This window comes from Alkaliflexus imshenetskii DSM 15055 (genome assembly GCF_000517065.1).
GTDB classification, from domain to species: Bacteria; Bacteroidota; Bacteroidia; order Bacteroidales; family Marinilabiliaceae; genus Alkaliflexus; species Alkaliflexus imshenetskii.
Window position 1 is genome coordinate 511,014 of the sequence record NZ_KI912105.1, and the last position, 12,521, is coordinate 523,534.

The 12,521-nt window shown below is 36.0% G+C and carries 13 protein-coding genes; 9 read left to right on the plus strand and 4 right to left on the minus strand.

Going from position 1 to position 12,521, the window contains the following annotated elements:
• Positions 1 to 480: 480 nt before the first annotated feature.
• Positions 481 to 654, minus strand: a complete 174-nt coding sequence (locus ALKIM_RS19770; protein ID WP_157363697.1) for a hypothetical protein — start codon at positions 652 to 654, stop codon at positions 481 to 483.
• Positions 655 to 1,090: 436 nt separating this feature from the next.
• Here ALKIM_RS19770 and ALKIM_RS0102275 point away from each other — a divergent pair, with 436 nt between their 5' ends.
• The 4 genes from ALKIM_RS0102275 (at position 1,091) to ALKIM_RS0102290 (ending at position 5,227) form a co-directional block, all read left to right on the plus strand.
• Positions 1,091 to 1,570 carry a hypothetical protein gene (locus ALKIM_RS0102275; RefSeq protein WP_026473236.1) on the plus strand — a complete coding sequence of 160 codons (480 nt, stop codon included), beginning with the start codon at positions 1,091 to 1,093 and terminating at the stop codon, positions 1,568 to 1,570.
• Positions 1,571 to 1,721: 151 nt separating this feature from the next.
• Positions 1,722 to 2,267, plus strand: a complete 546-nt coding sequence (locus tag ALKIM_RS0102280) for a hypothetical protein (protein ID WP_157363727.1) — start codon at positions 1,722 to 1,724, stop codon at positions 2,265 to 2,267.
• Between the two features lie 173 nt (positions 2,268 to 2,440).
• Complete coding sequence (locus tag ALKIM_RS0102285; RefSeq protein ID WP_026473238.1) at positions 2,441 to 3,244, plus strand: DUF6602 domain-containing protein; 804 nt, start codon at positions 2,441 to 2,443, stop codon at positions 3,242 to 3,244.
• A gap of 66 nt (positions 3,245 to 3,310) precedes the next feature.
• Positions 3,311 to 5,227 (plus strand): ATP-dependent nuclease, encoded by a 1,917-nt coding sequence (locus ALKIM_RS0102290; RefSeq protein ID WP_026473239.1) that lies wholly within the window; start codon positions 3,311 to 3,313, stop codon positions 5,225 to 5,227.
• A 92-nt stretch (positions 5,228 to 5,319) separates the two neighbouring features.
• Here ALKIM_RS0102290 and ltrA read toward each other — a convergent pair whose 3' ends face one another.
• Complete coding sequence (gene ltrA, locus ALKIM_RS0102295) at positions 5,320 to 6,582, minus strand: group II intron reverse transcriptase/maturase (protein WP_026473240.1); 1,263 nt, start codon at positions 6,580 to 6,582, stop codon at positions 5,320 to 5,322.
• A 363-nt stretch (positions 6,583 to 6,945) separates the two neighbouring features.
• Complete coding sequence (locus tag ALKIM_RS19775; RefSeq protein WP_157363697.1) at positions 6,946 to 7,119, minus strand: hypothetical protein; 174 nt, start codon at positions 7,117 to 7,119, stop codon at positions 6,946 to 6,948.
• A 489-nt stretch (positions 7,120 to 7,608) separates the two neighbouring features.
• On the opposite strand from ALKIM_RS19775, the gene ALKIM_RS0102305 reads away from it, so the two are divergent.
• The 5 genes from ALKIM_RS0102305 to ALKIM_RS0102330 are packed head-to-tail and all read left to right on the plus strand — an operon-like array spanning position 7,609 to position 11,501.
• A complete protein-coding gene (locus ALKIM_RS0102305; RefSeq protein ID WP_026473241.1) occupies positions 7,609 to 7,923 on the plus strand; it encodes a helix-turn-helix domain-containing protein in 315 nt (104 codons plus the stop codon).
• A complete protein-coding gene (locus ALKIM_RS19495; RefSeq protein ID WP_084555775.1) occupies positions 7,920 to 9,761 on the plus strand; it encodes a DNA adenine methylase in 1,842 nt (613 codons plus the stop codon). The genes ALKIM_RS0102305 and ALKIM_RS19495 overlap by 4 nt, the downstream gene beginning before the upstream one ends.
• Positions 9,758 to 10,132: a hypothetical protein gene (locus ALKIM_RS0102320; protein ID WP_026473242.1), complete on the plus strand. Its 375-nt coding sequence runs from the start codon at positions 9,758 to 9,760 to the stop codon at positions 10,130 to 10,132. Before ALKIM_RS19495 ends, ALKIM_RS0102320 begins: the two co-directional genes overlap by 4 nt.
• 2 nt (positions 10,133 to 10,134) lie before the next feature.
• Positions 10,135 to 11,016, plus strand: coding sequence for a hypothetical protein (locus ALKIM_RS19070; RefSeq protein ID WP_026473243.1), 882 nt, complete (start codon positions 10,135 to 10,137; stop codon positions 11,014 to 11,016).
• Positions 11,017 to 11,018: 2 nt separating this feature from the next.
• The gene (locus ALKIM_RS0102330) at positions 11,019 to 11,501 is read left to right on the plus strand and encodes a hypothetical protein (protein ID WP_026473244.1); all 483 of its coding nucleotides are present in this window, start codon (positions 11,019 to 11,021) and stop codon (positions 11,499 to 11,501) included.
• A gap of 233 nt (positions 11,502 to 11,734) precedes the next feature.
• Here ALKIM_RS0102330 and ALKIM_RS17355 read toward each other — a convergent pair.
• On the minus strand, positions 11,735 to 12,521 hold a 787-nt coding region (locus ALKIM_RS17355), incomplete at its 5' end, for a reverse transcriptase domain-containing protein (protein WP_044117694.1).

Genomic DNA, 12,521 nt, shown 5'->3' on the forward strand with positions numbered 1-12,521 from the left:
CAATTTCGATATTGTCGACACCAGCGCTGCCGTCATTACTCTTTACCGCCTTAAAGGCGTCCCATGCCTGTCGCTTACTTATCGGTTGCGACTTTTGTTTCTCCTTGAAAATCATTCTAAATAATCCTTTCGATTATAAGTTGTAATACAATTTGAAACCGGACAGGTGGAGACCTTCGCTCCTCTCCCATTACAGAAGCTTCAGCACTACTACGCTCCATCCGCCACTAGCTCTGCTGCATTGGTACTCTTGGCCTTTTCCTTCGAGTGGATTGTGAGCCTTCTCCCTTAACATCAGCTGAGTAGCTTCTCCTGTTCCGTAATCTAAGTCCCAGACTAAAGTTCACGCCATCTTTATGCCGATTGGCCAGACATCCTATAATACAGGTAATTTGATATCCTTGTCGCAAGCACACATCCGAACACCTGCTTTTGACCAATAGTGTAGTTATTCACGACACCTCTACGATGGTTCAATCGCTACTCATTCGTCTCCAGTAGTCTATACCTGATAAAGTCGGTCGTACAACTGACCCCTTTACCGTTTCCATGACGCTCAGTACCGTCCTCTTGAAAAGGCAGCACCTCATGGTGGTTTGGCAAATCCTCCTGCAAGGCCTTTGCCGAGAGACCATATCGAAGTAAAAACTCCAATACCCTCTCATCTTGATTGCAGTTATGTTACTCAAATTCAAAGAACATTTCTTAAATTGTATCCCTGAGTAACGACAGGACACACGGATTTAGTTCAACATCGTATATAAAACATTGGGGGTTAAGTGTTTGCGAGAAACATTCTGCCCCGCTCGAACTTTTGCAACGGTAGACAATGATGACGCCCGCAAACCCCAACGTTTCATATACGCAACCGTTGGCAGCAACCGCAAGAAAATCCCTAATAATCATGAAGTTATTTGAAAAAAAGCAATGGATTTTAATAATTATAAGTTTAATTATTGGAGTGTTTTTGACTGCAATTTTATTAAGATTAAAATACGGTGAAATAAACTATTGGATTCTTATATTTACTGGACTGATAGCATTATTAATAACCTTTATTGTTGGCAGATACTTAAATAAATACTAAACAATGATGACCTATACTATTGATTTAATTTTAGCCCTATGCATGTTACTGAGTGGCCTTCTAATCACTCTGATTGGATTTGACGTTATTAAACTAAAAACAAAAAATAGTGTAGATGAAGAAAGAATGAATGTCTGGAGAAAAAGATTTGGAAATTTCTTTAAGATTGCTGGCATCATTGTTTTGACAATTGGTGTTTATCTGATTATTATGCCAAATTCAAATAACAAACCTGAAAACTGGACACAATCCCAGAAAGAAGCTATGAAAAATCAGGTAATAAACAGTTCCTATTTCTTGAAGAATATGAATCCTGACTCAGCGGATTTAATCGTAAGTTGCTTTGTTAATAAGTATACAGAAAAATATACACTTAAAGAATCATGGGAACAAGATAAAATGACATTAGAACAATTAAAGGAATTGACCTCGCCGTTAATGGAAGAATGTTTTGAATTATATGGCATAAAGACAAATAAATAAAAGGAAACTACCCATATGATAATTAACATGATGAAATTATAGTGGTTACTTGAATCTATTTAACCCGCATCACCATTTATAAAAGCAAAATCATGAAACCTGCAATCCCATCATTATATAAACAGAACCGTTAATACTAATGAAAACGACAATGAAATTACTTAAGCTATTTGGACTAATTCTCATAATTAGCTGTAACGGACAAAGACAAAATGAAAATGTTGATTTTTCAGACCTTCGTGACAATCTACCAACCATTATAACCCCAATTGTATTTAACTCAAATGGTGACATTCAACAGAAACCATTCGATTTACCAAATAATCAAATACTAAAAGACCTTAAAGACAAAAATTATTTTACAGTTTTAGGGAAAATATTTGAATCGAATAATTTTGTAACAATAGTCGGGTATATACCAGACGACTTTGGGTCTCCAATATTAATTACTATTGACAAAAATGGAAATCAACTTGATTCATTTGTTCTTTACCAGTCTGTAGGCTTTGATATGGGTTACTATCGGTCAAACTTTGTGACAATTTATCCAAATAAAACAATTAGCTTGATTGACAGCTTTTTAACAAGAGAGATTAATGAAGACGGCAGTAACGAAATACCTGATTCAGATTTATTGACGGTTACTAAAAGTGAATTTAGGCTAAACGACAATGGGAAGATTAAAAAGTTTGAATAAGCGGCAGCTGCCAACATCATATATAAAATATTGGAGTTTAGGTGTTTATGCGAAACATTCTGCCCCGCACCAACTTTTGTAACGGTAGACAGTGATGACGCCCGCAAACCCCAACATTTCATATATGTGACCGTTAGCGGTCAGCTTAAAAGACCACACCAAAAAGAAATATTATGTCAAGACAAAACATTAAAAACTTTCAAAAATCAATAACAAGAGAATTGACTTTGACAAAAGACAGAGTTGAGTTTTTGATTGGCAATGCCAATTGGGGAGAAGTTGGAAGATTTAAAGAAGCTATCTTAAGAAAGACAATTTCTCAATTTTTACCGTCAAACCTTAAAATTGGGACAGGTTTTATAATCGGAAACTCGGACCATCAATTTGGACGAAATGGACAAATTTCTAGCCAACTTGACATTATTATTTACGAAGACAAATCACCCGTAATTTTTAGAGAAGGAGATTTTGTTATCATAACTGAAAACGCTGTTAGAGCAGTAATTGAAGTAAAAACGAAAGTTATTAATTATGGCAATGACCAAGACAATGCTCTTAATAATATCGTAAGTAAAATAAATAGGTTACGTGACTTTGAGACATTCAATCCAATCGGAGAACACAAAAAGAAATTCATTGGAATATTCTCATATGATTACGAGCAAGATTTTTCAAATGAAAGAATTGACGAAGCTTTAAGAATCTCTAACGGAGTTGTAAATCACATCTCACTTGGACCAAATAAATTTATTAGATATTGGGAAAACACAATTGGGCTTGACCCTATTCCAGAATATCAAGGACGTTGCTACATAAGATATAACTTAACTGATTTATCATTTTCGTATTTTATTTCGAACTTACTTCATATTGTTGCTGATGAAGACCCTGTTGAGAGATATTGGTTCTCATTTCCAATAGAAGGGACAAAAGAACGACATAGAGCTGAAACAAGACCTATAATTGAATTACGATGAACTTGAAAGCCGAACCGCTTATATTCGTTTATGGTTCGGCTTGAAAACAAATAAACATAACCATATATGAAACTAATAAATGTAGAAATTCACAAGTACAAGTCATTCGAAACAAACCAGAAATTTGATTTGGATAAAGACATAACAATTCTTGTTGGAATGAATGAATCAGGAAAAACATCAGCTTTAGAAGCAATTGCCAAAACCAATTATTTTCAAGATGATGAACTTTTCAAGTTTAACCTAACTCATGACTATCCGAGAAAAGAAAAAAAGAAAATCGACAAAAGTGGAGAAAACCCAAAAGCGATAACTTGCACGTATGAAATTCCCGAGTGGCTTCTTGAAGAAATATCAGAGGATATCGGAAAAGGCGTATTAAAATCTAAGGAATTTTCAATAACGACAAAATTCAGTAATAGCAACAGAACATTTGGGAAACTTTCAGCTGATTTTAATAAGTTCATTGAATTTAAAACTAAAGAACTAAATATTGCTAGTAATGCCACTAGTGAGAAACTGGGTAAAATAAAATCGCTGAAAGAATTTGAAGAATTATCTAAATCCTACAAAGATGAAAATTATGTTGAGAGCTTTAAGGAATTAAAAAAATACTTTGAATTTAAATGGTCATTTGATAATCCAATTGAAGAATACATTGCTCGTACTTATTTGGATAAAAATCTTCCAAAATTCTTATACTACGATGAATATTTTCTTTTGCCTTCAAGAATTAGTATTGAAAAGCTTCAGCAGAATAAATTAGAAGACAATGAATATAAAACAGCAAAGGCATTATTTGAATTGGCAGATATAAACACCGCTGAATTATTAAAAGCTACTGACTTCGAAGATTTTATTGCAGAATTGGAAGCAACTGAAGCAATTATTTCTGGCGAATTATTCAAATATTGGAAAACAAATCAAAATCTCCACATTACTTTCCAAATAGATAAGAAAGAGGAAACCGACCCTCAAAATAATAAGAGAATAGTTGAGCACATCTTAGACATTCGCGTAAAAAGCAAAGGGGTCTCACTCCCACTTAAAAACAGAAGTAAAGGATTTAATTGGTTTTTCTCATTTCTTGTTTGGTTTAAGAAAATTCAAGAAGACAATAGTTCAAATTATATTCTATTGCTTGATGAACCAGGTTTAAATCTTCACGCTTCAGCACAGGCTGATTTATTAAGGTTTTTGGAAGATTTATCGGCAGATTATCAAATTGTGTTTACCACACACTCTCCATTTATGATTTCATCAGAAAAATTAAATAGAGTAAGAACAGTATTAGAAACGGAGAAAGGGTCAATCGTTTCTGACAGCATTCAAGAAAAAGACCCAAATACACTTTTCCCACTACAAGCCGCATTAGGTTATGATATTGCTCAAAATCTATTCGTGAGCAAGAAAAATCTTTTAGTAGAGGGGGTTTCTGACTTAATTATATTAACTGCAATCTCTGGGATTCTTGAAGCAGAGAATAGGATTGGTCTCCGCTCAGATATAACTATTGTTCCAACTGGTGGTTTAGAGAAAGTTGCAACTTTCATTTCACTGCTTAGAGGTTCAAAGCTAGAAATGGCTTGTCTCCTTGATTCTTACACAGATGCAAAAGGTAAAGCAAAAATGGACAATATGATTTCAGAAAAAATAATTCAAAAAAATAAGATTAGATTTTTTGATGAATTTTTAGACTCGCATAATAAGGCTGATTTAGAAGACTTATTTTCAAAAGAAGATTATTTAAAACTCTTCAATTCTGCATTTCACGAACACAAAAATATTGAATTGTCTGATTTAAACTCAGGCATTAATCAAATAATAATTCAAATAAATAAACATTTAGGAGTGGAAAGATTTAATCATTATAGACCTGCCAATGAACTTGTAAAAGTAAGTAATGACAAGTCAAATTTCACACCTCAAACACTTGACAATTTTGAAAAGGTATTTATAGAGATGAATGGATTATTTGAATAAAGTCGAGTAGGTAAAGGGGAATCTCACCCCTAAACCTCTCACAGAACCGTACGTGACAGTCTCCCGTCATACGGCTCTTCCCGCCCAAGTCGCTATGGACGAAAACCATATTGCCAATGCACAAACGTATTAGGATAATGCCTGGCAACATTGCACAGCCATCTAAAAGCATGTGTTTTGATTTTCTTCCTGAACCTTCGGTATTTGTTCCTTACCCACATCATAAGACGATAATTTAGAACCCTGAAAACCTTGCGCATCTCGGAAAACCTGAACTTCCCATAGTAATTTATCCAGCCTCGTATCTTGGGCTCAAGCAGTATGGCAATGTCATGTATAGAGAATTGCACCATGCGGTGAATTTTCAACTTATACAGGGTTTGACCTATACGCTTTCGCCGTTTGTTACTTATAGCCGGGGTAAAGCTTAAATGGGCTTTTCGCCCCTTATCCTTTATCCATCTTGGCTTAAAGGTAAAGCCCAAAAAGTCAAATTGGACATATTTGGGCTTAAATGGGGGGTGGTTTTTCTGATTGCGCTTACAGTAAACAATATTGGATTTCTCCTGCTTGATTTCCAGTTTACACCGTTGCATCCGTTGTTTTACCGCTGCCAATACATTTAAGGCCTCTTTGAAATGCTTGCAATGGATGATAATATCATCGGCATAACGTTCATAGGCACAGTCGGGAAAAGTTTCCTCGAACCATGTGTCAAAGGCAAAATGCAAAAATATATTTGCCAACAAGGGAGATATTACACCCCCTTGTGGCGTGCCTTTGCCTTGCTTGGGTTCGATGCTTCCATCCCGCTTTTGTATCGGCGCATCGAGCCAGCGTTTCACATACATCAGAATGTGTTTGGATGTCGTGTACCGCTTAACTGCCCTGATAAGTAGCCGATGGTCAATGTTGTCGAAGAAACCTTTGATATCAAGGTCAATTGCCCAGTTATACTTTTGGCAGTTGGCCTGACATTGAGCTACCGCCATGTGCTGGCTCTTTTTGGGACGATACCCAAACGAGTTGGCACTGAAGTACGGTTCTACAATTTTCTCTAGTTCCTGACGGATGACCTCCTGTGCTACACGGTCTAATACAGTGGGGATGCCCAGTGCTCGTTTACTACCGTCTACTTTGTTGATAAGTACCTCACGAACTGGCACAGGCATATAACTGCCGCTAGACATACGGTTCCATAAGGGATACAAATATTTCCCCGGATGCCGCTCGATTTCGACAATTTCGATATTGTCGACACCAGCGCTGCCGTCATTACTCTTTACCGCCTTAAAGGCGTCCCATGCCTGTCGCTTACTTATCGGTTGCGACTTTTGTTTCTCCTTGAAAATCATTCTAAATAATCCTTTCGATTATAAGTTGTAATACAATTTGAAACCGGACAGGTGGAGACCTTCGCTCCACTCCCATTACAGAAGCTTCAGCACTACTACGCTCCATCCGCCACTAGCTCTGCTGCATTGGTACTCTTGGCCTTTTCCTTCGAGTGGATTGTGAGCCTTCTCCCTTAACATCAGCTGAGTAGCTTCTCCTGTTCCGTAATCAAGCCCAGACTAAAGTTCACGCCATCTTTATGCCGATTGGCCAGACATCCTATAATACAGGTAATTTGATATCCTTGTCGCAAGCACACGTCCGAACACCTGCTTTTGACCAATAGTGTAGTTATTCACGACACCTCTACGATGGTTCAATCGCTACTCATTCGTCTCCAGTAGTCTATACCTGATAAAGTCGGTCGTACAACTGACCCCTTTACCGTTTCCATGACGCTCAGTACCGTCCTCTTGAAAAGGCAGCACCTCATGGTGGTTTGGCAAATCCTCCTGCAAGGCCTTTGCCGAGAGACCATATCGAAGTAAAAACTCCAATACCCTCTCATCTTGATTGCAGTTATGTTACTCAAATTCAAAGAACATTTCTTAAATTGTATCCCTGAGTAACGACAGGACACACAGCCCAGCATACAACACGGTATATAAAACATTTGGCGGATAGTGCTAATTGTAAAGGCAGTACATTTAATAAACTTTGCAACGGTTTGATAGGAAATCGCTTTGAAATGCCAAACGTTTCATATACCCATCCGTTAGCGTTCATTGTAAAGACCGAAACAGACGACAGAATAAGAATGAATTTTTTGCTGCATAAAGACAAGAAAGTAAACGGAAAACCACCGCACATTCAGGCACATTTGTCTTTGCCCGACACTAAAGCCAACGCTTCGCAAAGCCAAAAGAGCCTTCATTTTGCCACCCCTCTTGACAGTGAAAATTTGTTGAAAACTTTTCAGATAATTTAGATTAATGATTTCTTTATTTGAGTATTTTTGACAAAATTGTCAAGAAACATATTTCAAGATGCAAACAGAAAATTTAGGTGACTTTATCAGACAGTTAAGAGAACAAGCAAAAATGCCATTAAGGAAACTTGCTGCCTTGCTCGACATTGACCAAAGCACACTTAGCAAACTGGAACGAGGAGAGCGACCAGTAAGTAGACAAATGTTGCCAATCATTGCTGAGACTTTCAAAGTGGACGAGAAAGAACTTGTTGTTAGATTTTTGAGCAAACAGTTAGCTTATCAACTTGCAGATGAAAAATACGCAAAGGATATTTTGATTGCAGCAGAAGTGGAAATTAAATACTTAACCAAACAGAATAAAGTAAAATGAGATATTACGGAGCAAAAACCAAGCTACTTCCATTTATTGAAAGTATTGTAAAAAAGACTGGCGTAAATGGAACTTCAAATTTTGTAGACCTGTTTGCTGGAACTTCCGCTGTAGGCAAACACTTTAAAAAACTCGGATATACCGTAATTTCAAATGATACTTTGGAATTTTCATATGCTCTTGCGAAAACCTACATTGAACTAAATGAAGAACCACAATTCACAAAGTTAAAATCACATCTTAAACTCAAGAACGGGAATGAAAATTTGTTTGACTATTTAAACAAACTTAAAACACGCAAAGAAGGGTTTATGTTTGAGAACTATTCACCGAATGGTGGTAGGCAGTATTTTACTGATGAAAATGCTTTACGAATAGATACCTTTCGTTATTTAATTGAAGAATGGAAAGAAGAAAAGAAAATTTCTGAACTAGAGTATTATTATCTTATTACATCGTTGCTTCGCGGGGTTAATTTAACAAGCAATGTTTCTGGAACATATGGAGCATATTTGAAAACTTGGGATAAAAGAGCATTGAATCCTCTCATACTTGAGCCAGTAGATATAATACCAAGTAAAAACAAAAATAAAGCATACAAACGTGATGCTAATGAGTTAATAAAGGAAATTCATTCTGACATCTTATATCTTGACCCGCCATATAATAGCAGACAATACGCATCAAACTATTTTATTTTGGAACTCATTGCTGAAGGTTGGTTTAAAACCAAACCAGAGATTTATGGTGAAACGGGGATGAGAAATTACGACCATCAGAAATCAAAATATTGCTCAAAAACAACTGCATTAAACGCACTCGAAGATTTGATTTTGAATTCTTCTAAATCGCAATACATTGTTCTAAGTTATAATAACGAGGGAGTAATTCCTCAAACTGCAATTGAACAAACATTAGGAAGAATAGGAACTGTAGAAACTTTCACTGAAAATCATAAAAGATATAAAAGTATTAATCAAACAGTGGAAGACCCACAACTTACATTTGAACATTTATTTTTAGTTCAACCAAAAAAAACTGTAAATAAAACAAATAACTTAACTGGTAAAGAGTGGTTACAAAATTCGTTTAGTATTTGGCGCGACCTAGGTAAGACAGAGGAAGAAAAAAAACTAAATCATCCTGCAATTTTCACAATAAAGTTAGTTTCAAAATTGATAGATACATTTTGTAAGCCAAATGGTGGTAAAATTCTAGACTGCTTCGCAGGTTCAGGGACTACACTAATTGCAGGCTTAAAGAAAGAAAAAGATGTAATAGGTTTTGATTTGAGTTCAGAATACAAAAAACAATTCATTAAAAGAGCTAGCAACTCATATAACATTCCTTTGTATGGTTTGGAAGATAAATATTTTGTAAGTGACTCTAGAAAACTTTCAGAAAAATTAGAATCAAATTCTATTGATTTATGTGTAACATCGCCCCCGTATTGGGATATACTAAACAGACAGCGAACTGCTGATTTGAAAAAAAACACAAACTATTCTGACAGTAAAGAAGATTTAGGAAATATTGAAGATTATAATGAATTTGTTAGTTCACTGAAACTGGTTTGTGGAGAGGTTTACAATGTATTGAAACCAAAAGGTTATTTCATTGTAAATGTTATGGATTTGCGTAAAAAAGATAAATTTTTTCCATTACACATTGATACTGCCCGAATAGCACAAGAAGTTGGCTTTTCTTTTGAGGACATAATTATTTGGGATAGACAACCCGAATATAACAATATGAGACCATTAGGTTACCCTTTTAAGTTTATAGTGAACAAAGTTCACGAATATCTATTAATTTTTAGAAAACTAGAAATCAAATGACACCACAAGAATTTCAACAGTGCCTTGCTTATCTAGATGTACGGAAAAACACAGTTTGGATTGAAGCTGAAATGAGACATAAAGACAAAGTTCGTTTTGATACAAAATATACTTCATATACAGGTTTAGCTGTTCCAGCAAACTCATCTACTCTTCCTTACTATGTTTGGTCTGCAAATGCAGCGCCTCAAGATAAGTGGGGGATTGAATTAAGAATATATTTTGTGTCGGATAATAATATTCCAGCACCGTTACAAGCACTTGCAAAAAACAACAGTCGTCACGGTTACGAACAATACGATAAAAGGATTAACAACAATTCATTTATCTGGCAACTTTTTCAAAACGGTTATAAATTAGGACAAAATTAATAATGGAAAAAAATAAGATTTCAAATTTTCTTACTTCTGATATTTCCTACTTACTTGGACTTATCACGGGGCATGGTGAGATTCAATACAATAGCGATGTAAGAAAAATCATAATTGACTTTGAGTATAAAACTCTTGAATCAAAAGCAATTACAAAAGTTTTTGACCAAAGATTGCACATCCAAACTTCGCTTGACCCAGTTGTTTATCGTTTACAACAGATGGGTATTAATGTTCAAAAAATCACGGGTGATAAAATTTCACTCGTTCTTACTTGGATAAAAGAAGACATCGCATGGCTATTTATCAAGTTCTTAATTAACGGAACAAGATTTAGTTTTCACGACTTTCTTATACCTGAACCAATATTTGAGACAACTGATGCAAATAAAAAGGAATTTTTACGAGGTATAGCAGATGTAACGGGTTTTGTACGTAAATCAAATGTTGACCAGTCTGGTAGGCATCGCGTGTATATTGAAATTTCTAACAAGAATTGGTTTTTACCACCACAAATTTGTCAACTTACACAATCATTAAATGTTGCCATACAATACATTGGATACGGACATCCAAATATCAGAGGTGGAAAAGGTACGAGTTGGGCAAAAGAACATCAAATAAAAATCTACGCAGAAGATTTTGAGAACATTGGATTTTATATTTCTCATAAAAATGAAGCACTTGCCGAACTCGTTGAATATAATAAATCAAATTTTACAAGAAAGCAAGCGTTATGTACAGGTATTGCAAGCAGAGAAAAATCAAAAGATAGTCATCCTCACGAAACACACGAGAAATTACCTTTAGAAATAAACGGGCAACATTTTAACGGATACAAAGCAATTTGTAAGTGTTTAGGTTGCTACTTACAAAAGGATTGAATATGTATAAAAACGAAATAGAAATGTATCCTGACATTATCAAGTGGTTGGACAACGACTTGAAGCAAAAGTTCGGAAAGAAAGCAAATAAAATTCAGGTGCTTGACACTCATGATAGCGACCTGAGCAATTTCATTATGAAACTCAGTTATCAAAAGTTTTTTCCTGAATTTACTACATTTCAAATTCGTCAGGACATTACTGGTTTTATTGAGTATGCGGACAGAGTAGAATTAGTTTTTGTGGAATGCAAGAACACAACACTTTCGCTAATAAATCTTTCTCAATTAATAGGGTACTCAAGTATCGCTCTTCCTATTTATGCAATTCTTTTAAGTCCTCAAGGTATGGGTACTACATTAACAAAGTTATTACAAACATATAACAGGAAAGATGTTTTAGAATTTAAACCAAATAGACGAATTCAAGTAATCAAATGGGATTTCAATAAACAAGATATTGACCATATGAATAGTATTTTATAGCCCACGCATCGTAGTCAAGCACATTTGCAGGTCGCACGTGCCAACGCTAAGACCAAAACCTGCAAAAGAGCTTGCCTACCCCAACGCACGGCAAACAGAAAAGATGCAGCAAAAATGAAAGAAAAATAACGAGAAAAATGAAGTCGAGTAGGTAAAGGGGAATCTCACCCCTAAACCTCTCACAGAACCGTACGTGACAGTCTCCCGTCATACGGCTCTTCCCGCCCAAGTCGCTATGGACGAAAACCATACTGCCAATGCACAAACGTGTTAGGATACTGTCTGGCTACATTGCACAGCCATCTAAAAGCATGTGTTTTGATTTTCTTCCTGAACCTTCGGTATTTGTTCCTTACCCACATCATAAGACGATAATTTAGAACCCTGAAAACCTTGCGCATCTCGGAAAACCTGAACTTCCCATAGTAATTTATCCAGCCTCGTATCTTGGGCTCAAGCAGTATGGCAATGTCATGTATAGAGAATTGCACCATGCGGTGAATTTTCAACTTATACAGGGTTTGACCTATACGCTTTCGCCGTTTGTTACTTATAGCCGGGGTAAAGCTTAAATGGGCTTTTCGCCCCTTATCCTTTATCCATCTTGGCTTAAAGGTAAAGCCCAAAAAGTCAAATTGGACATATTTGGGCTTAAATGGGGGGTGGTTTTTCTGATTGCGCTTACAGTAAACAATATTGGATTTCTCCTGCTTGATTTCCAGTTTACACCGTTGCATCCGTTGTTTTACCGCTGCCAATACATTTAAGGCCTCTTTGAAATGCTTGCAATGGATGATAATATCATCGGCATAACGTTCATAGGCACAGTCGGGAAAAGTTTCCTCGAACCATGTGTCAAAGGCAAAATGCAAAAATATATTTGCCAACAAGGGAGATATTACACCCCCTTGTGGCGTGCCTTTGCCTTGCTTGGGTTCGATGCTTCCATCCCGCTTTTGTATCGGCGCATCGAGCCAGCGTTTCACATACATCAGAATGTGTTTGGATGTCGTGTACCGC

Excerpts from the sequence above, each read along its gene's own strand:
- ALKIM_RS0102275 (WP_026473236.1), top strand. The coding sequence starts at position 1,091 with ATGATGACCTATACTATTGATTTAATTTTAGCCCTATGCATGTTACTG.
- ALKIM_RS0102320 (WP_026473242.1), top strand. The coding sequence starts at position 9,758 with ATGACACCACAAGAATTTCAACAGTGCCTTGCTTATCTAGATGTACGG.
- ALKIM_RS0102285 (WP_026473238.1), top strand. The coding sequence starts at position 2,441 with ATGTCAAGACAAAACATTAAAAACTTTCAAAAATCAATAACAAGAGAA.
- ltrA (WP_026473240.1), bottom strand. The coding sequence starts at position 6,582 with ATGATTTTCAAGGAGAAACAAAAGTCGCAACCGATAAGTAAGCGACAG.
- ALKIM_RS0102330 (WP_026473244.1), top strand. The coding sequence starts at position 11,019 with ATGTATAAAAACGAAATAGAAATGTATCCTGACATTATCAAGTGGTTG.
- ALKIM_RS19070 (WP_026473243.1), top strand. The coding sequence starts at position 10,135 with ATGGAAAAAAATAAGATTTCAAATTTTCTTACTTCTGATATTTCCTAC.
- ALKIM_RS0102290 (WP_026473239.1), top strand. The coding sequence starts at position 3,311 with ATGAAACTAATAAATGTAGAAATTCACAAGTACAAGTCATTCGAAACA.
- ALKIM_RS0102305 (WP_026473241.1), top strand. The coding sequence starts at position 7,609 with ATGCAAACAGAAAATTTAGGTGACTTTATCAGACAGTTAAGAGAACAA.
- ALKIM_RS19495 (WP_084555775.1), top strand. The coding sequence starts at position 7,920 with ATGAGATATTACGGAGCAAAAACCAAGCTACTTCCATTTATTGAAAGT.
- ALKIM_RS0102280 (WP_157363727.1), top strand. The coding sequence starts at position 1,722 with ATGAAATTACTTAAGCTATTTGGACTAATTCTCATAATTAGCTGTAAC.